Origin of the sequence: Yaniella halotolerans DSM 15476, from assembly GCF_000420805.1 — a bacterium.
Taxonomy (GTDB): domain Bacteria; phylum Actinomycetota; class Actinomycetes; order Actinomycetales; family Micrococcaceae; genus Yaniella; species Yaniella halotolerans.
In genome coordinates, this window is sequence record NZ_ATVQ01000002.1 from 224,131 (window position 1) to 244,057 (window position 19,927).

Below are 19,927 nucleotides of genomic sequence, written 5' to 3' on the forward strand. Positions count from 1 at the left end.
ATCGATTCTAACTAGAGAGTCTGAGTGGAGTTAGACCATCTGACCGTTGCGGATGGAGAACTGGAATCGGGGTGGCTCGTCGGTCGAAGACAAAATTGGCAGTAGCGCTGTGCCTGCTCGCTTGTCTGTCGACCAGTGTGCAGCCCTCACATCAGGTGCCTGAACTCCAAGTTGATCTGCCTGCCAGACGTTCAAATTTGCGGGTGCCCCTACAGCAATCTGTCCAGCTGCCATATTTGCTTGTGCAATGCGGTTGGGCAGGACTCGTACAGCATCTCGAGACACGGTGTTAAATGCGGCGCGGGTAGATATTCGCTCGTCTGTATCTTCATTTTCAATCAAGGCCGTCACGAGCTCCCACATTGAACCGGACCACTCCCCCGTGCCCAAGGCAACATGGACGCCCGCTGAAATAAGGGACGCAGCAGGTGCGAGGATCTGCGGTGTGGATCCTACGTGTGCGGGAACTATGGTGATGGAAGCATGCAGTGTCACGAGCTTGCTGATCTGCTCCGGACTCATTGTGTGATTCGCTAGAATCCGATGTCGACTGCGCATAAGGGCAGCGTTGTTTTGTTGTGACAGAGCTTCCAGCACGTAGTCGAGATGATCTGAACTGTCGGATTGGATCATCAATTGTGTAGGTGGTTTGATGCTTCCCATGACCTCGGGCAACTGATCAAGCTGTGCTGAAGCAATAAATTGGCCGTCAGCATCACTAGGATCAGCATTAAGTGATGCATAATAAACGCGATTGTCACCGGGAATCATCGAACTGAACATGCTTCGCGTATCACCGGGTTTAATGTCAGTTTTCGAGAAACCATCGATAAAGGCTGGGGTTACCAGGGTTCCGCGCAGGTCCTTCGTATGTACCGGACCCGTGACAGTAGCTGCCACAAGCCGCTCCCCTGCTTCATCTGAGCCTAACCACGCCACGACGCCATTGTCGGCATTGAGGGCATTGGCATAAGGCTCTGAGATGGAATGGATGTAGCCGTTGGTTAACAGCAGGCTGGTAGTCACTGATTCAAATCCAGTCGTTCAATAGGGTTGTACTCGTCGATATCGTCGGTTGCATGCGGGAGTTTGACCGTTGAGGAATACGAAATAATTCCTCGGTTGACGAGGTCTCTGGCTCGTCGGCATCGGCGTGCTAAGTCTGGGTGAGTATCGTCGAGGGATGCGAGCTGCCCCAACAGATCCATGACCTGCCGTGCCCACCGAACGAAATCTCCCGCTGCCATGTCAGCCCCGGTTAATGACGCCAAAAGTTCGTGGCCGCGCGCCCAACGGACGATGGGCCAAACCAGACCGGGGTGCGGTTGAGCTGTAACCACCAAATCAGCTTGACGTTCCGTCTGCTGCAGGTTGTACCAGTGCTCATCAACGGTATCCAAAGCTTCTTGGAGCTTCTGTGTTGGCATAGCTGGCTGGAAGATCTGTTCTTCAGCAGACGATTCAAAGACCAGCAGAGCGGCAAAACCCGCTAGGTCTTCTGGCGCCATGTCGTCCATCAATCCTGATTGCAGGAGCAACGAGACCAGTAGGTCCCTATCACCGTAGATACGGCGCAAGGATTGCCCTGGTTCAGTGATGCGATCATTTTCAACATAGCCAAAGTCAGTCAGTAAATTGATGATCCGGTCGAATGTTCTAGCGATCGTGTTGGTTCGACCTTGGATTTTGGCAATATTCTTGTCAGCTTCGACTCGAAGCTTATTCCACCGGTTCGCCCAAACTTGATGTTGCTCACGGTCTGGGCAGCCATGACAGGGGTGAGCATGCAGTTCTGCGCGGAGTTCTTCTAACCGGTTGAGATCGTGTTCATCTTTATACCGGAAGCCAACGGGTGCCTTGCCATCAGAGATAGGAGGTAGCTGCTGGCTGATAGCTCCATGCATCCATCCTGCGATGTTCTTTCGATGCTTTGGAGACTTCGTCAGCAGCTTGCGTGGAAGCTCGACGCCGGCAAATGGTATAACCGGCTCTTCCATTTCATCCGTTGAGAGCCGTCGCAATTGTCCTTTGGAAGTAACGACTCCTACCCGTGGGTTGGTCGGATTACCAGCAGCTGAAACGACAACCGAAGTACCAAGATTTCTCGTGCCCTGCACATCGATAATGTCACCTTCAGCAAGCTTATTCAGCGACTCCATAATAGCGCGACGACGTACACGATTGCGTGATCGGGAGGCAGCTTTTTCGGCTTTTGAGACTTCCTGCCGCAGTCGTGCGTACTCTGTAAAATCCCCCAGGTGGCATTCCATAGCTTCTTCGTACCCGGTTAAGGAGCGTTCTTGGCGTTGAACTTCTTGAGCTACACCAACGACAGAACGATCAGCCTGAAACTGGGCGAACGAGGACTCAAGAATATTGCGGGAGCGTTCGCGGCCAAAACTGGCCAAGAGATTGACCGCCATGTTGTACGTGGGTTTGAACGAGGAATTTAGCGGATACGTACGGCGTGCTGCGAGCCCAGCTACGGCGGAAGGATCGAGACCCGGCTGCCACATCACCACGGCGTGTCCTTCGACGTCGATACCACGTCGTCCCGCACGTCCGGTGAGCTGAGTGTACTCCCCTGGTGTGATGTCCTTGTGCGATTCACCATCGAATTTCACGAGTCGTTCGATGACGACGGTACGTGCAGGCATGTTGATACCCAACGCAAGTGTCTCGGTAGCAAAAACTGCTTTGACAAGTCCGGTTGCAAAGAGTTCTTCGACAATTTCTTTGAACAGGGGTAGTAAGCCTGCGTGGTGGGAAGCGAAACCTCGACGTAGGCTGTCGCGGAAGTTCCAGAAACCTAAAGCGTCACGATCCTGTTCGGCTAAGACTGTTGCAGCGCGGTCTACTGTCTCTAAAATCTGGCGTTTTTCGCTATCGGTGGTGAGATCCAATCCGGCGTTCAAGCACTGCTCCACGGCAGCTTCGCAGCCGTTTCGGGAGAATATAAAACCGATGCACGGCAGCAGTCCCTCCCGGGATAAGGTCCGTATCATTTGAGGACGCGAGACCCGCATGTCTTTGCGCTGGGATTGTGGTCGATCGTTGGCGTTACGTGATGCTGAAAAATCGGATTGCCGACGGTTACCTTGTCGGCGACCACCCCGCGTACGTTGCCGGTTTCGCGAACGTGATCCCGGGCGGCCCCAGTCGTTGGACTGGGCGTCTCTACGGGCCAGTTCGGCGAGTTGGGCTAACTCAGGGTTTACTTGGCTTGTCGGTTGCTGATCCCCGGTCATTGAAAACAGATCGTAAAGGTCTCTTCCGACCATGACGTGTTGCCACAGCGGTACGGGACGATGCTCGGAGACTACTACGGTGGTAGAACCCCGCACAGTGTCTAACCAGGCGCCAAATTCTTCAGCGTTCGAGACAGTGGCTGATAGGGCCACGAGCTGTACTGATTCCGGCAGGTGAATGATGACTTCTTCCCACACGGCCCCACGGTGGCGGTCTGCCAGATAGTGGACTTCGTCCATCACCACATACCCCAGATTTTCCAAGGTATCGGATTCTGCGTACAACATATTGCGCAGGACCTCGGTGGTCATGACGACGATTTGGGCATGGGGGTTACGAGATGTATCGCCGGTCAGTAGGCCGACTTTTTCGCTCCCATAAGTGTCAACTAAATCAGTGTACTTCTGATTACTCAGGGCCTTGATAGGAGTAGTGTAGAAGGCTTTCTTGCCTTGAGCCAGCGCCAGGTGAATCGCAAACTCCGCCACAACTGTTTTGCCGGCGCCGGTCGGCGCCGCGACCAGAACTGCGTGCCCGTCTTCTAAATGCTCGGCTGCTTCGTATTGGAAACCGTCCATGGGGAACTTTAGGTCGGCTGAAAACTTGCCCAATTCGGTCTTGGCGAATTCTGCGCGCCTTCTTGAAGCAGCGTAGCGTTCCGATGGAGAGAGGTCTTGATGCTGATGATCAGGGGTATCGGCACACATATGGTGTAATGCTAGTCCTCACGAGTAATTTCAGACAGTGGCTGTGCCCCGCGCTGAATCTCTGCTTCGCCGACGGTACCATTCTTGGCCGCTTTCTTTGAGCGCCGACGATCAGTTAGTAACGCTATCCCGAGTGCCAGCGCGAAGAGTAGGGCAAGCGGCGCACCGAGATAGAACATGGTCATGACATCCGAGCCTGGGGCGCCCATTGCTGCGATGACAGCGATCAAAAACACTGAGATACGCCAGTGTTTTAGCATGGTCTTGCCTTCCAGAATTCCTGCCATGTTCAGTCCGACTAGTACCACGGGTATAACTAGGGCGACGCCAAATGCCAGGAGGAGTCGTGTGACGAAGGGGATGTAAACGGTCGCCATGACACGGTGGGCACTGCCGTCGGGAGTCAAGGAAGTAAAGAAGGCCATCGCCTGTGGAAGCGCGAACCACCCGAGGGCAATACCTCCAACGAACAAGGGGACAGCAGCTGCGATGAAGCCCATTGCATATCGGCGTTCATGCTTGCGCAAGCCAGGCACGATGAATGCCCAAATTTGGTACAACCACATCGGTGACGCAAGAATCAGGCCAATAAATAGAGCAACCTGCAACATGATGTCAAAAGGCTGCGCTACGGAGGAGAACATCACCTCGACCGGTGCGTCTTCAGTAGACAAGCTTGTAATTGGCTCAGTCAGTATGGTGAAGGCCGGCTGGTAGACGATAAAGCCGATAATCGTTCCCAACAGGATTGCAAGGCCCGCTTTAAAGAACCTAGTGCGCAATTCCCGCAGGTGCTGGCGAAGCGACATTTGTCCTTCGGGAGATCGTGAACGTTTTGTACGTCCTTTTTTCTTCGACGAAGAACGGTGATCAGTTGAAGTCATGGACTCGGCTACAGGTTAATTCGAACGCTGTTCTTCCGAGCCAGAATTCGCAGATTTTTCGCTTTGAGGGATTACGGTGCCTTCGACAGCAGATTCGTCTTCTTGCGCGTCGGATTCTTTAGAGGTTTTGGCGCTTTCAGAACCCTTACCGTCCGATTTCATTTCTTTGACTTCAGACTTGAGAATGCGCATCGACTGACCCATGTTCCGTGCCATTTTTGGCAACTTATTGGCGCCAAAGAGCAAGAATGCCAGCAGAACCAGCACCAGAAGAATGACTGGGTTCCTGAAGATGTTCATAGTCTACCTTTCTATGCAGCTGACTCTATTGTACAGCTGCCATTGAGCTTACCGGGTCGAGCCCTGATGAGTTGGCATAGTGCCGTTTGTCATCTCCCAGATAGCTTCGCGTACCTCTTGCGGTTGGACAACGATGATTTGTCCTGCGTGTGTTGCCAGTAAGTCTAACAACGGGGTCAGTGTTTGGAATGCCAGTTGGGCATAGGTAGAACCATCGTCAGCGATGGCTGTCGCAGTTGGGTGATAGGCGCTGATGACATCACGATACCGGTGGGTGGCATGGATGATAACTGTGACAGCTTCATCGGTCATCGTTGGCGCAACAGGGCTTTGCGGTAGACGGCGACGTGCAGGGTCAAAATATCGGTCTGTCATTGTGGCTGCACCGATTCGGTCCACACGGAATGTGCGGTGGTCTGCAGTTTCTTGGCACCAGGCATGTACGTACCCGTGGCCCGAAGCGTAGACCAATTGCAGGGGTTCTATGTCGCGAATGCTGATGCCACCCGATGATTCTGAGTAGTAGCTTATGCTGACAACCTGGTGCAGTCGAGCTGCATGATGGAGTACTTCGGTAACTTCGTCGTCCTCCCCTAGGCTCAGATCTGGATGAACAATATGCTCTTCAGTTCCTGCTGGCGGATCCACAAGATCGATGGCATCGCGAAGTTTGTTCCCAAGGGTTTGGGCAGCTGTCTGCTGTACAGGACTAATTCCCGGGATGGTTGGAACCGCTTTGAGCCCGGATATCAGGCCGAGAGCTTCTGGCGCAGAGAGTCGCCAGGGTTGTGCTAATAACTCAGCGTTGGAGATCTCAACTGGATCAGCGTGTGGATCGACCTCGAACTGTCCGCCAGCGAAATCCGTTTCTGGCATGCCCCAAAATTGCATGGCGGATAGATCTTCAGTTAACGTTGCATCGTCGATAGCGAAGCGCTGACATACCTGCTCGCGAGACATTGCTCCACCGTTTTGGTTCACCACGGCAACGATCCCGAGACGACGTGAAATCACGTCTTTATCTCCGGTTCTTCTACGGGTTCGAGCGACTTTGGTAAGTTCTGGTACCGACAATGCGGAAGCCCCGGTGTGGGCGTCGCGGACCATAGCGGTGCGGTCGTCGACAAGTTCAGCGAGCTCTGGGCTGCGCTGTAAATCAACGTGCGCACCGGTGGTCAATGCAGTGATGCTGGCAGCTACCTTCAACGGGTCGCGGTAAGTGAAGTGCAACAGCTCCCACCCTGATGACCGTTGCACAATATCAGCACGAACACGAAGACTGCTGCTGACGTTCTCAGCAATCCAAACATATGCCTCGGTGGCAGTTTGCTCGGTGTACAAGCGTGAGCGGATAGCGTCTATGCTGAACTGTTCCGGTCGTAACGATGCTTCTCGTTGTCCTGTGAGCGCGTCGTTGGGCAGCACGGTAATCGCGTTGGACTCAATACGGGAGAGCCGGAAGATTCGCTCGTCCCCGCGATCTAAGTCCCAGCCCACCACGTACCAGTGTTGGTGCACCATAAAGACTGCCCAGGGGCGCAACCGTCGGGTGGTAATCTCTTGGCGGCCCACGGTGCGGTAGCTGAAGCTGATGGGTGCTTGTTCACGGGTTGCCGCCACGATATCGGTCAATAACGATTGTCCCGTGGCAAGCTGGGCGCCAACGAACGGGCGACTCGTCGGTTGGCCTGCGGTCATACGAGCTAGTGCAGTATGGATAGCATCTTCTATCGGGGTCTTCATCCACAGGGCACGCGCCTGGTGTAGTGCCAGGATTTCCTCATCGGTCAATTCCAGATCGGGGAGGTAGAGCCGGTCGTGATCGATCGTGTAGACGCCGTCGGCGGTTATATGTTGATCGAATTCCACGGGCACCCCAATGGTGGTCAGCGCCTCTTTGTCTCGAGAAAATTGGCGCTGTTTGGCCGCCGTACTGGTGTTTTGGTGGTCATAGAGATAGGTGAATATGTCATTTTTGGTGCGTCCGTTTGCTCCGGCTTCTAGCAGAAGCCAGAGCAGCGAAACGATGCGTTCCGCGGAACGGGACACGGTTAGCGGACCTCGACCAGGTCAACTACGAAGATGAGCGTCTCATTTGGACCGATATCGTTACCGGCACCGTTTTCCCCGTAGGCCAGGTGCGGGGGGATTTCGAGACGACGACGGCCGCCGGATTTCATGCCCAGTAGTCCCTGGTCCCAACCAGTGATGACTTGCCCGATGCCTGCGGTGAAGTCCAGTGGTTCGCCGCGATTCCAAGAGGCGTCGAACTCAGCGCCGGTGGACCATGCTACGCCTACGTAGTGGCATGAGATGGGTGAGCCAGCAATGACTTCTGTGCCGGTCCCCTCGATGATGTCTTCAACCACCAGGTCTTCTGGCGGTGTATCACCAGGGAAATCGATTTCTGGGCGGGTGCGGTCCAGTTCGCGTTTGCCAAATGACATGTGGTCTCCTCGTTTCGGTTGTCGGTATGGGATTTATTCGGTAGCTTCAGGATTTTCAGCTGGCATAGGGTCAGCGGAGTGCAGAATGTCGACGACGAATACTAGGGTTTCATCTGCCAGCTCGTGATCTTCTTGCTCGCCATAGGCCAGTTGTGGTGGGACCGACATGATGACCTGGGATCCAACCTTTTGGCCCTCGAGGCCCTGTTGCCAACCTGAGATCAGTTGTTGCAGTTCAAATTGGGCAGGTGCGCCGGTGTTCTCTTCACCCCAAGACGAGTCGAATTCTTCGCCGTCGGACCAGGAGACACCTCGGTAGTGGATGGTCACATAGGACTCGGCTTGTACTTCTGGGCCGTCTCCTTGTTTCAGCACGTCGACAACCAAGTCTTCTGGTGGCGTGCCTTCAGGAGTTTCGATCGATGGTGCCTGGGTTTCTTCATCGAGGCTCACTGACGGCAGCGAATCATCCAGTTCGGCAGCATCGACCTCTTCGCCGGTGGCATGCATTGGAACAGTATCTTCAAGCGCAATAATGTTCAGGTAGGCGGGTGTACCTTCGCCCAAGGTGTCAGCGGGCAGGTAGAACGCAATATCAGAGCCGAGAGGGGCGCCCGTCATGGCTTCGTATGCTTGCGGATTGGTGGAAGCAAATTCATCGCTGAGCTGTAGTGTCGACCCACCCAGATCGAAGTCGTGACTCTGTACTTCTTGGTTGTTCATATCGATATTGGCGGTCAAAATTTGCATCAGGTCGCCTTCTTCAACGGGTTCGCCGTCCCCTTCATTGATGACCCACGCTGCTGGCTGATCAAGTTCGAGCTCGCCGTCAATTTCGACTTCTTCGGTGTCCTCGGAGATCTCATAGGAGATTTCAACGTCGGGATCTTCGACCTGCCCCGCATTGTCTTCGGTGTCCTCGCCGTCGTCAGACGCGCAGGCGGGCAGGGCCAGCGCCGCGGTGAGGAGAATACCCGCAGTGGTTGCGAGTTTGGGGCGGCTGTATTTCGTTGACATGTGGTTCCTTGTGGTTGGTTGTTACGCCGCACATAAGTTTAGCGGGATCAACAACGGTTAGAGATCAGCTGATGCGACTTTAGCAAACAGCTCATCGACGATTGAAATGTCGGTCTCAAACGCGTCGCGAATATACAGGGTCTGCATCGGATGATGGTTGAGTTTCATATGTGTCCAGTCCATGGAGTAGTCCATGCCAAGCGCCCGTGCGCTATGGATAAACCGGTGACGCAACAGCGCGCGTGTCGTAGCAGGTGGATTATTATGAGCTGCTTCAACCTGCGCATCAGTGAGCACTCGTGCAGCCGCTCCTCTGGCTTCTAAAAGATTGAACAAGCCTCGTTGCGGATCAATATCGTGGTACGACATATCCAGCTGGACCAGGCGTGCTGTGTCCCAGTCCAGGTTGTTCTTATGTGCGTAGGCGTTAAAGAACTTATATTTGATAGCCCAATCGATTTCCGTATCGATTGCCGAATAGTTTTGACTCCGAATCGCTTCGAGCGTGCGCTCCCAAAGATCCATGATCTGCTTGAGATATCCATGATGTTCGCCATTTTTGTTGAGGAATTCCTGTGCCATGTCCAAATAGTATTCTTGGATTTCTAGGGCGGTCATCGTTCGCCCACCGACAAGCTCCAGTGGTGCGTTGCCTGTGAGGTCGTGCGAAACATTGCGAATCGCTCTCACTGGATGAGCCAACTGCAGGTTTGAAAGTGGTTTGCCGGCTTCGATAATTCGCAACAACAGATCGGTGGCACCAAACCGCAGTAATTGGGTGGTTTCGGACATGTTGGAATCCCCGACTATGACATGTAGGCGCCGAAATTTTGACGAGTCGGCGTGCGGTTCATCCCTGGTATTGATCATGGGACGTGCACGCGTGGAGGACGAAGAGATAGCTTCGTACATGTAATCGGCACGCTGCGAGAAGGCAAAGTGCGGATCACTGCGGGTCGGGAACTGCTCGACCAGCGGGAGGACGTTTGGATCTTGGATCACCACCCCGCTACCACAGATCAGTTGGCGAGTTACCATGAACGGTAGGAGTGCTTCTGCCAAACGCCGGTACTGGGTCGTCCGCTCAATCATGTAGTTTTCGTGGCTGCCATATGAGTTGCCCAACGAGTCGGCATTGTTGCGGTACAGATACACCTGGCCATCGAAGCCGTCATCTGCCATGGCTTGCTGAGCTTTGGTCACTAACCGGTGCATGATCGCATCACCGGCGGCATCACTGGCGAGGAGTTCATCGAGTCGGGTGGTTTCAGCGGTTGCGTATTCTGGATGTGAACCTACATCGAGATACAGGCGAGAACCGTTGGATATGAACACGTTCGATGAGTTGCCCCAGTCCACGACTGGTTTAAACATGTAGCGTGCTACTTCATCCGGTGCTAACGGGCGTTTCGTGGGGTGTACCGTGTGGACACCGTATTCGGTTTCCACCCCCATGATGCGGGTATCCAAGTCCAGCTCCTAGAGTTTTCGGGGTAGTTACTGGCCGCCTTTTTGCACAAAGCCCTGGACAAATTCTTCTGCGTTGACTTCGAGCACGCCGTCGATCTCGTCTAGTAACGAGTCCAGATCAGCGCTCTGAGCACTGGCTGATCCCGGAGAAGGTGTGCCTTCAGGCAGAGGGTCCGGAATATGCTGGTCTTCTTCGTGGCGCTGGTGTGGGGGACGTTGTTGGTCTTGTGCCATCGTGAACTCCTAAATACCGGACTATTTGCGTCCGGTAACTCTATACGGTTGCAACTGTTTTAACAGCTGCGTTAGTTCTGTTTGATTTTCCGGGGTATCTTCCAGCGTGAGCTGTGGTTTGCCTGCAGCCAGGAGACCGTTGAAATCGTCGGCCGTTGCTGCGAGAGGCTCTAATAACTGGAAACGTTGCAGCGGACCTTGCCGGAAGGGACGCACCAAGACTGATTCCCAGGATACTCCTGCCAGGTGTGCGCCGAAACGATCGATGAGACGTCCACGGGTCCAGGCTCTGGTGGTGGTCGGGGGCATAGAGATCGCCTGTTGTATTTGCTCAACCGTGACGATAGTCCGCATCGCTCCGCGTGAAACGAGCGTATAGTACAGGCCTTTTTCTTCGCGTAGATCGGCCCACTGGAGATCAAGCATAGCTAGCTTGGCGTTGGACCAGTCTAGTGCGTGACGTTCGCGCATCCCGTTGAGCAGCTGATACTTCGCGACCCAATCAAGACGGTCAGCAAGTTGAGCTGGATCGTGCTCAAGAAGATCTAGGACTTCCGCCCAGGCATTGACGACGTCCAGGCTTTGTTGATCGTCGATTCCATAACGGTCGAGATAGGTTTGGGCGGCTTCTTGGTAGATACGCTGGACTTCAATGGCTGTCATCCAGCCGCGACCATTGACCAATACCTGGGTCTGTAAGGACGGATCGTGTGAAATATCCTGGAGTGCTTGAACGGGTTCGGCCAATTCCACCATTGGCAACTCCCCCAGTTCGATCAATGACAAGACTAACGATGTCATGCCAACACGCAGCCAGGTGGAGTACTGCGATAAATTGGCGTCGCCGATGATGACGTGTAGCCGACGATAGGACTCAGGCGTCGCATGCGGCTCGTCTCGCGTATTGACAATGGGCCGTCGGATAGTGGTTTCTAAACCGACTTCTTCCTCAAAGAAATCTGCACGCTGGGAGATTTGAAATCCAGTGCGGTCGTTGAGGCTGCCGATGCCGACTCTGCCCGCCCCGGTAATGATCTGTCGGGTTGCAAAAAACCCAATGAGATGGTCAGAAAGTTCGTCGAAATCTAAGTCGCGAGCTACCAGATAGTTTTCGTGTGCTCCGTAGGACACCGACTTGGAATCCGTATTGTTCTTATACAAGATCATCTCCGCGGCACCGTTAGCGTCTGCTATATGGTCGGCGGCTTGTTGCGCGATCCGGTCTCCTGCTTGATCCCATATCACCGCGTCGATTGGATTGGTGGTTTCAGGTGAGGAATATTCGGGGTGGGCATGGTCGACGTAAAACCGTGCTCCGTTGGGCAGGATCAAGTTGACCAGCATATGGATATCTTGGCCAGCGTTATTGGCGAGTGCTTGATCCGTGAGCTGAGATGGATGCGCAATAGAACGAGGCATCTGCCAGCCTCGAGCATCTGAAAGGGGCGACTCCTCGTTATAGTCCCACTCAGTACTGGCTACGTTGGTTCCTTCAGAGGTGAGTTTGTGCCCGTACGCGTTGATCAGCTCGAGCGACATGACCGAGTGCGAAGCCTGCGGATGTGCAGGAGCATGGATACCAAATTCAGTTTCGAGCCCAACCACTCGGTGCACACCGTAGCCGACGGTTGGACGGTCGGAGGGGAATTTATTGGCTAATGCTGTGGGAATCAACGACACGTGTGTCATCGAAAAATCACTGTCCATTCTGTAAGACACGCAAGGCAATTGCTTGAGCGCCTCGGTGACCTGCTAGTCGTAACCACTGTTGTGGGGCTGACGTATCCGGGAGGTCCAATTGCTGGGCCTTTTCTTCACTGCTGGCCTGAAGGAGGTGGCTCGTCTTGACCCCTTTAGCAGCGTGAGCGTCAGTGGTGCGTGCGTCCAGATAGTCTTTGATAGCAAGACGTTTAGCACGGTCGACGATATTGGCGATCGTCGCGCCGGAAACGAAGTCAGCAAAATATAGGACGACAACCGTTCCGTCTTGATACGTTACTTCTACGAATTCGTTGTCCCGGTCTCGAGCATAGAGCGACTCTACGGTCTGATCGATCATGTGCTCGACCGCGGCCTGTGCCCCACCGTGTTGCATAACTTCATTCGGATGTACCGGGATTTCTGGGGTCAGATAGATACCAAAAATCTCTTGGGCGCCGTTGGCATCAGGGCGATCCACTCGGATTTTTACGTCGAGTCGTCCTGGACGCAAAATTGCCGGATCAATCATATCTTCACGGTTTGAGGCTCCGATGACAATCACGTTCTGGAGGGACTCTACACCGTCGATTTCCGCGAGTAACTGTGGAACAATCGTGGTTTCAACGTCTGACGAAGTACCCGAGCCCCGAGTACGGAAGAGCGATTCCATTTCGTCAAAAAAGATGACAACCGGATAACCTGCGGAGGCCATTTCGCGTGCACGAGAAAATATGGTGCGGATATGTCGTTCGGTCTCGCCCACGTATTTGTTGAGGAGTTCGGGCCCTTTGATGTTTAAGAAATAGGAATGGTCGACTCCGTCAACACGTCCGGTGAGTGATTGGGCGACAGCTTTGGCGATCAGAGTCTTCCCTGTACCCGGTGGCCCGTAGAGCAGGATGCCTTTTGGCGGTTGTAAATGGTGCTCGTGGTAAAGCTCCGGGTAAAGAAACGGCAGTTCCACGGAATCACGTATTTGGCCTATTTGCTGACCAAGTCCGCCGATGTCGTCGAAGGTCGCATCTGGAACTTCTTCCAACATCACGTCTTGCACATCAGAAACATCCAGCACCTGGGTCGCGAAACCCGAACGGTAATCCACCAGCACAGCATCGCCCACGCGCAACCGTGCGTCGTGAAGTTCTGTAGCACGAGTGACAACGTGCTCGTCATCGCTCCGTCCAACGACGAGCAACCGGTTATCGTCAAAGAGCTCCTTGACGCGTCCGGTGTCTCCCGTGGGATTCGGACCGAGAACAGCCACGATGGAAAATGCTTCATCGAGGAGCACCTCGCTCCCGGCTGTGACAGCTTCGGAACTGAGCATCGGTGAGATGTGGGTTCGCATCTTGCGTCCCGAAAAGAGCACATCGGCTGACGGACGTGCCACTGATGGCAGCTCGAGGGCAGGGTCATGTTCCCGGCCTGCGTGTACTTCGAGCACCGTGGCAAAGTTAAACGGCGGCTGCGCATTGTCAGCGATAGAGTCTTTGAGATCTGTGATCTCTTCTCGCGTGAGGTTCAGGATATCGACCATACGGCGATTATTGCGGGAGGCGGCGTCGAGGTCTGCACGTAGTTGCCGGTTATTCTCAACCAGAGTGGCTAGTCTGCGCCGTGTTGAGTCATACTTCTGCTGCAGATCTGTATGTACTTCGGCAGAGACCGACTCCCGTGGTGTTTCGATCGGCGCGTTGTCAGACAAGCGAACCCTACCTCCAAAAGTTTACGGATACGTAGTCAACAGTCTACGTGGCTTGGAGATTTCCGTCTTGGTTCATTCGGAATTCTCGTCGTCTTGTTGCGAATTTTTAGCCGTCCGCACAGTATTAATCGATTCCCTGGATCGTTCAGCTTGTGCTTTGGACTGCCGGACTGCCTTCTTCGCGCGTTTCGTAGTGGGTTCCCGTTGACCATGTTGTTCGGGCCGCCATTGGTCGGAGGCCTCGGGTGTCCAAATATCCATGTCTTCTTGTTTGAACGTTTTGATGCGTCGGCGCAACTCTAGACCTTCTTGACCCAACGCCAATCTGCGAGTCATGATCAAGAAACCGGTATGACCAACCATGCGGTGCTGCGGTCGGACAGCTAACCCATCGAGGTGCCAACCCCTCAGCATGGTTTCAGAAGCTTCGGCAGCCGTAAATCTGCCGTCGTCTCGGATTGCTTCGTGGATACGGGAAAGTTGGGTGGCCGTCGCAACATAGTTCAACCACACGCCCCCTGGCGCCAACAGTTCGGCAACGGTATCCACGACCTCCCACGGTGCCAACATATCGAGGACGACGCGGTCGATCGAACCTGGCGCATGTTGTTGGAGAGCTTCCTCTTGAACGTCTCCGAGGGTGATGCTAAAAGCCGGATGGCGTTCCCCAAAAAACGTTGTCACATTTGATTCAGCAATTTCGGCGAAATCGGCTCGCCTCTCATACGAGAAGACTTTGCCCTGCTCCCCTACCGCTCGCAGTAGCGAAATGGATAACCCGCCTGATCCAACTCCGGCTTCAATGACCCTGGCACCTGGAAAAATATCTGCCATATGAATGATTTGTCCGGTGTCTTTGGGGTAAATCACCGTGGCTCCGCGGGGCATTGATAGTACGTAGTCCGATATCAGCGGTCGTAAGACCTGATATTCAAATCCGTGGGTATTTTCGATGACGACCCCTTCTGGACCGCCAATCAACTCATCATGATGCAGTACACCGTGCTGAGTATGGAATGACTCACCGGCTAAGAGGGTGATTGTATGGAGTTTGCCACGTTCATCCGTGAGCTGGACTCGTTCACCAGCCCGCAATGGGCCACGGCGACTCAGGGCGCCGGTTGGTGGATTGTGTTCACCCGAGGTGGTCATACAACAGTCCTTTCACAAACTGGTTCAGTCTTGGAGACGTCCGGCGAGAGATTCCGGATTAATGATGCCAAGTACTCTGTGGGGTACTTGTGAGTCGTCAATCACCGCGATGAGTTCGTTCGGGAACTCCATAAACGTAGTGAAGAGGGTTTCAACGGTGTCTGACTTATGTACCTGTGCTTGCGGATTTAAGGCACGTGCCACGGTATGCACCGGTAGATGCCATGCGCTGCGCGGGACAGAGGCTAGGGCGTGGGAGTCCACGAGGCCAACGGGCACTTCATGTCCGTTGTGCGTATCGAGTTCTAGAACAGCTATTGGTAGTTGTTGGTATTCGTGTCCGGGCCCCGACCCAGTAAGTAACGGTATTAACTTTGAGATGCTGGCGTCAGACAGAATTGTTTGGACCGGCGTCGTTAACTCTGTAATGGTTAGTTGCTCAGCTAAGAGTTGAGCCTGGGCTGCCTTAATGGCGGCAGACGCCGCCTGCCAAAGCATGGTGCTCAGAAGTACGACGATCACCAGTGTGAACGGTGAGATCTCTCCGGTTTGTATGAGGGGCACCAGTACCCCACCAACCAATAAGAACAGTACAATAATTCGTCCGGACCAACCTGCAGCACGCATGCCACGGGCACGTGATCCGGTGGCAGCCCAGACCGCTGATTCGACAACCCGTCCACCGTCGAGTGGATGACCGGGCAACAGATTGAAGACGCCAATCAAGAGGTTTGTCCAAACCGTGATGGTCAGGAGCACCTGAGCTGTACCGGCCGGATCTAACAGAACTTGCAGTATGAGCCAGGCAGCCGCCGCGATGATGAGATTGGAAATCGGCCCAACAATAGCGACGGTGAGTGAGCGCAACGGTGTTTGTGCTTTTCCGGTGGATGAATGCTCGTAGACTGTGGCACCACCCCAAAAATTGAGGGTGACCTCATTGACCTTCCACCGAAAACTACTTGCTGCAAGAGCATGAGCTAGCTCATGGATGAGCACTGTGCCGAACATGATGAGCACAAAGAACGCAGCGACGGCCCAGGTCCAAGCAGTCGAAGTTTGTGGCAGTGCCTGGGCAAATGTAGGTCGGAAGACCACCATGATCAATGCGGCAAAGAACCACCAGGACCAGCTGACATAAATTGGTATGCCAGCCAGCGAGGCAATCTGCAAGCCTTTTTTGGCGGTCATACTGAAGGAACCATCCTAAGAAGTGTCGCTAAACGAGGGGTATCCGTTAAAGAGTGCCATATTTTCCCAAACCACATGGTTTGGGAAGAGCACGGTGTCCAAATTGCGCTGTGGGCGTGGACCACAGCATCTAGGAGTTCATACTCTACGTGGTGTCAGCGAACACGGGTATCACGGCGGGAAACAGTTGGCTAAGCTGGAGTGTACTGATTGATTGAACGTATCGAATGGAATGTATGTCTGAATTTTCTGGCGTGGACCAGAGCTTCCTTGGCTGGTTGGCGACGCACACTCCCACCTTGTCTGGGCGAACGTCTCGCGCTGCACGGGTGATGGTTGCGGCTTTCGAGGGTTGGTCTGATGCTGGTGACGCTGCGACGGACGCGATCGAAGAAATCGCCCGACAAACGAACGCCGAACTCATGACCGAGCTGAACCAAGACGACTACTACGATTATCAAGTCACCCGACCGGTTGTGACGAGAAATGCAGATGGCACCAGTCAGATAGCCTGGCCGAGCACGAGGGTATTCCACTCCGTCGCGGGACAGACACAACCTGATCAGCCCGAGCTGTTCATGATTCTCGGTACAGAGCCCAGTCTGCGTTGGCGGTATTTCGTTAAGGAAATTCTCGACTACGCCGAAGAATGGGACATTGATGCCATTGTCATAACCGGAGCTCTACTGGCAGATGTGCCACACTCACGGCCCCTAACACCGTCAAAATCCTCCGCTCATAAGGAACTACGGGAGACTTTGAAAGGCTACGCACAGCCCACATATGAAGGTCCTACCGGTATTACCGGTGTGCTGACGACTGCCTCTGCATCTCGAGGATTCCCAACAGTATCGGCGTGGGTCACAGTGCCCCATTATGTTGCACAGGCACCGTCCCCCAAAGCCCAACTGGCCTTGGTTCGAGAACTCGAGGAGCTCCTGGGCCTGCGCTTGGATATGAATCTCTTATCTGACGATGCAGCGGCTTGGGAGCGGGGTGTCGATGAGCTTGCTGGCGAAGACCCAGACGTAGCGGCTTATATTGAACAGTTGGAAAAAGCTCGCGACACAGAACAACTGCCAGAGGCATCGGGTGAGCAGATTGCCAAAGATTTTGAACGCTACCTGAAACGCCGTAATGACGATGACGGTGGTACTGCCTCTCAAGGAGAAGGCACTCACTAAAAGACCTTTGCAAAAGCTGAGGGGCGCCCCTCGTCTTGAGTGAAAATTAGTACAGCTTGATGCCTAAGAGTGCATCGACAATAACTGCTACGTTAATAGACTGCAGATTGGAATCGCGCGGCACAGCTTGTTGGGTAGCCTGCGCCGCCCAGGCATCCACGGCTTCTAATGCACGTGGAGCATCGAGATCGTCTGACATGGCTGAAAAGATTTCTGTTGTGAGTGCTTCAGCCTGTCCCGGTTGCTCGAAGGCCATGGCTGTCTTCCATGATTCGAGTCGCTGATTTGCGGCGGTCAGAGCATGATCCGTGTAGGACCAATCACTGCGGTAGTGATTATCCAGAAGCAGTGTACGAATCGCCATCGGCGACTCGCCGCGAGCAACCAAATTGGACACCAATTCTAAGTTGCCCAGAGACTTGGACATTTTCACACCGTCGAGGCCAACCATGCCGGAGTGAACATAGTGCTTAGACATCGGGCTGTCTGTTACCGAAGTCGCATGTGCCGCAGAGAACTCGTGATGCGGGAACCGTAGATCTGAGCCACCGCCTTGCACCGTAAATGGCACCGGTAGCGTGTGGTGAGCGATCGCAGAGCATTCAACATGCCAACCTGGACGGCCGGCTCCCAACACGTCGTCGTGCCAGTAGGGCTCGCCTTCCCGACGAGCCGACCAGATCAACGGATCGAGAGGATTCTTCTTACCGGCACGGTCGGGATCGCCGCCCCGTTCGGGGAAAATCTCTTCCATTTCATCCTGCGAGTATGCACTGACTGAACCGAGACGCCAGTCTGAATGCTGTTCGGCGGCCTCGATAGAGAAATAGATGTCGCCTGCAGGGTTCTGGTCGTCGCCCTCAACGGTATAGGCCACGCCGGCATCCATCATTTGGCGTACAAGGGTGCGAATCCAATCAACCGTTTCTGCGACGCCTAGGTAATGTGACGGAGCCAAAACGTTAAGGTGCTGCATATCGGAACGGAACAAGTCGGTTTGTTCTTGACCGAGTTCCTGGTAGTCCACGCCAATTTCTCGAGCCCGTTCAAATAAGGGATCATCTACATCGGTGACATTTTGCGTATAAGTAACACGATATCCTGCAGCGATCCAATAACGGTAGAGCAAATCAAACGCTACGTAGGTGTTGGCGTGGCCCAGGTGCGTTGCATCGTAGGGCGTGATGCCGCAAACATACATCGTGGCGTGGTTATCGTGCACGCTCACCCGCTGTTTTTGCTGGGTGGCGGTGTCAAAGAGTTGCAGACCATCTTCCTGTTTCGGAATGGCAACCGGAAATGGAGTAATCCAAGATTTCATGAAAACTAGCGTGTTCCTTACGAATGACGTTTATCCGATGAGGGTTTTGCACTGGCGGCGGATCAGGCGTTAATGATCCCTAAGCCAAGCAGGACATACAATGCCGCACCCAGCAGGATGCGGTACCAAACAAAGATTTTGAACGAGTTGTTTGAAATAAATCTCATCAGCCATGCGATAATCGCATATCCGACGAAGAATGCGACGACTGTCGCTACCAGTGTCTCGAGCATGCCGTAGGTTGCTGCCGGATCTGGGCTAGCAATCGATTGCCCGAGCTTATAGAAGCCTGAGGCAAAGACCGCGGGAACCGCAAGCAGGAACGCATAGCGCGCTGCAGCCTGTCGGGTATATCCCAGAGCCAAACCCATCGTGATGGTCCCGCCAGAGCGTGACACACCAGGTATGAGCGCCATTGCCTGAGCGAACCCGTACAAGATACCGTCTCGCCAGGTCAGCTTCCTGATGGGCTTGATCTGTTTGCCCCACGTATCTGCCATGGCAAGGATCACGCCAAAAACAATCAGCATGGTTGCTACGAGCCAAAGTGAGCGGAACGTAGTGTCAATATATTCTTCGAATAATAGGCCGAGCACACCGATGGGAATCGAGCCGACAATAATGAGCCAGCCCATACGCACATCCGGATCCGAGTGGGCGACTTTCCCAGCTAATGCTCGACACCACTGAGTAATGATTCTTGTGATGTCTCGCCAGAAGTAAAGAAGTACAGCAAGCTCGGTACCAATTTGGGTGATGGCGGTAAACGCCGCACCAGGATCAGCTGCGCCGGGCAAGAATTCGCCGACGACGCGCAGGTGCGCCGACGATGAGATCGGCAAAAATTCTGTTAGGCCTTGCACCAGGCCTAGGATGATAACTTCAATCCAGTTCACTCGGACAACCCTACGACACTCAAATGGAAAAGTTTTGAAGCTACGACACGTTGACCTTAGTTAGTTATCTTCGCCGCTGTTATTGTCGTCGTCAATGTCGAAATCATCGAAGTCATCCTCGTCATCGTCGTAGTCATCGAAGTCGTCGTCCTCATCATCGTCGTCTTCGAAGACATCTAGCGGCGTGACCTCTCCCGTAGCGTCGTAGAGCGCATCTTCATAGCCCTCGAATGCGTCAGCCAGGGCGTAATAGGTGTGCTCCAATGTTGGATCATCTTCGCCACGTTTGTTCGTTGCGGCAGCAAAGTGTTCTTGGAGTGCGGAAACAAGTGCGTCTAGCGAGACGCGAGGATCGATGCTCATGGAGTCTAGATTATCGTGGATTATGCCGAGGGACTACACTTTATGCGTTTATGTGCTTGGCCTGCTGCGAAACAGTAAAATCGATACGTTCCGATTTCGAGGCCAG

General features: G+C 53.9%; 17 protein-coding genes. 1 reads left to right on the forward strand and 16 read right to left on the reverse strand.

Features of this window, described 5'->3' with window-relative positions; all coding sequences use genetic code 11:
* Positions 1-30: 30 nt before the first annotated feature.
* The 13 genes from G583_RS0108580 to G583_RS0108640 form a co-directional block, all read right to left on the reverse strand.
* Complete coding sequence (locus G583_RS0108580) at positions 31-1,026, reverse strand: amidohydrolase family protein (protein ID WP_022870776.1); 996 nt, start codon at positions 1,024-1,026, stop codon at positions 31-33.
* A complete protein-coding gene (locus G583_RS15205) occupies positions 1,023-3,956 on the reverse strand; it encodes a DEAD/DEAH box helicase (RefSeq protein WP_022870777.1) in 2,934 nt (977 codons plus the stop codon). Before G583_RS15205 ends, G583_RS0108580 begins: the two co-directional genes overlap by 4 nt.
* Positions 3,957-3,967: 11 nt before the next feature.
* A complete protein-coding gene (gene tatC, locus G583_RS0108590) occupies positions 3,968-4,765 on the reverse strand; it encodes a twin-arginine translocase subunit TatC (RefSeq protein ID WP_245540607.1) in 798 nt (265 codons plus the stop codon).
* Between the two features lie 90 nt (positions 4,766-4,855).
* Positions 4,856-5,140 (reverse strand): Sec-independent protein translocase subunit TatA, encoded by a 285-nt coding sequence (gene tatA, locus G583_RS0108595; protein WP_029629423.1) that lies wholly within the window; start codon positions 5,138-5,140, stop codon positions 4,856-4,858.
* Between the two features lie 48 nt (positions 5,141-5,188).
* On the reverse strand, positions 5,189-7,189 hold the full coding sequence (locus G583_RS0108600; protein ID WP_022870778.1) for a helix-turn-helix transcriptional regulator: 2,001 nt from the start codon (positions 7,187-7,189) through the stop codon (positions 5,189-5,191).
* 2 nt (positions 7,190-7,191) lie between these two features.
* The gene (locus G583_RS0108605; protein ID WP_022870779.1) at positions 7,192-7,587 is read right to left on the reverse strand and encodes an FKBP-type peptidyl-prolyl cis-trans isomerase; all 396 of its coding nucleotides are present in this window, start codon (positions 7,585-7,587) and stop codon (positions 7,192-7,194) included.
* A gap of 33 nt (positions 7,588-7,620) precedes the next feature.
* The gene (locus tag G583_RS15210) at positions 7,621-8,604 is read right to left on the reverse strand and encodes an FKBP-type peptidyl-prolyl cis-trans isomerase (protein ID WP_022870780.1); all 984 of its coding nucleotides are present in this window, start codon (positions 8,602-8,604) and stop codon (positions 7,621-7,623) included.
* A gap of 57 nt (positions 8,605-8,661) precedes the next feature.
* Entirely contained in the window at positions 8,662-10,059 is a 1,398-nt protein-coding gene (gene pafA, locus G583_RS0108615; RefSeq protein ID WP_211210758.1) for a Pup--protein ligase, read from the reverse strand.
* A 42-nt stretch (positions 10,060-10,101) separates the two neighbouring features.
* Complete coding sequence (locus G583_RS0108620) at positions 10,102-10,308, reverse strand: ubiquitin-like protein Pup (RefSeq protein WP_022870782.1); 207 nt, start codon at positions 10,306-10,308, stop codon at positions 10,102-10,104.
* A 21-nt stretch (positions 10,309-10,329) separates the two neighbouring features.
* Complete coding sequence (dop, locus tag G583_RS15215) at positions 10,330-11,997, reverse strand: depupylase/deamidase Dop (protein ID WP_022870783.1); 1,668 nt, start codon at positions 11,995-11,997, stop codon at positions 10,330-10,332.
* 7 nt (positions 11,998-12,004) lie between these two features.
* On the reverse strand, positions 12,005-13,714 hold the full coding sequence (gene arc / locus G583_RS15220) for a proteasome ATPase (protein WP_022870784.1): 1,710 nt from the start codon (positions 13,712-13,714) through the stop codon (positions 12,005-12,007).
* 72 nt (positions 13,715-13,786) lie between these two features.
* Positions 13,787-14,866, reverse strand: coding sequence for a tRNA (adenine-N1)-methyltransferase (locus G583_RS15225; RefSeq protein ID WP_022870785.1), 1,080 nt, complete (start codon positions 14,864-14,866; stop codon positions 13,787-13,789).
* Between the two features lie 24 nt (positions 14,867-14,890).
* On the reverse strand, positions 14,891-16,057 hold the full coding sequence (locus tag G583_RS0108640; protein WP_022870786.1) for a site-2 protease family protein: 1,167 nt from the start codon (positions 16,055-16,057) through the stop codon (positions 14,891-14,893).
* A gap of 236 nt (positions 16,058-16,293) precedes the next feature.
* Here G583_RS0108640 and G583_RS15230 point away from each other — a divergent pair, with 236 nt between their 5' ends.
* Positions 16,294-17,241 (forward strand): PAC2 family protein, encoded by a 948-nt coding sequence (locus tag G583_RS15230; RefSeq protein ID WP_022870787.1) that lies wholly within the window; start codon positions 16,294-16,296, stop codon positions 17,239-17,241.
* Positions 17,242-17,287: 46 nt separating this feature from the next.
* On the opposite strand, the gene mshC is transcribed toward G583_RS15230, so the two are convergent.
* The 3 genes from mshC to G583_RS0108660 form a co-directional block, all read right to left on the reverse strand.
* Positions 17,288-18,562 carry a cysteine--1-D-myo-inosityl 2-amino-2-deoxy-alpha-D-glucopyranoside ligase gene (gene mshC, locus G583_RS0108650; RefSeq protein ID WP_022870788.1) on the reverse strand — a complete coding sequence of 425 codons (1,275 nt, stop codon included), beginning with the start codon at positions 18,560-18,562 and terminating at the stop codon, positions 17,288-17,290.
* A gap of 62 nt (positions 18,563-18,624) precedes the next feature.
* Positions 18,625-19,458, reverse strand: a complete 834-nt coding sequence (locus tag G583_RS0108655) for an undecaprenyl-diphosphate phosphatase (protein WP_022870789.1) — start codon at positions 19,456-19,458, stop codon at positions 18,625-18,627.
* 60 nt (positions 19,459-19,518) lie between these two features.
* Positions 19,519-19,821 carry a hypothetical protein gene (locus tag G583_RS0108660; protein ID WP_022870790.1) on the reverse strand — a complete coding sequence of 101 codons (303 nt, stop codon included), beginning with the start codon at positions 19,819-19,821 and terminating at the stop codon, positions 19,519-19,521.
* Positions 19,822-19,927: the final 106 nt, after the last annotated feature.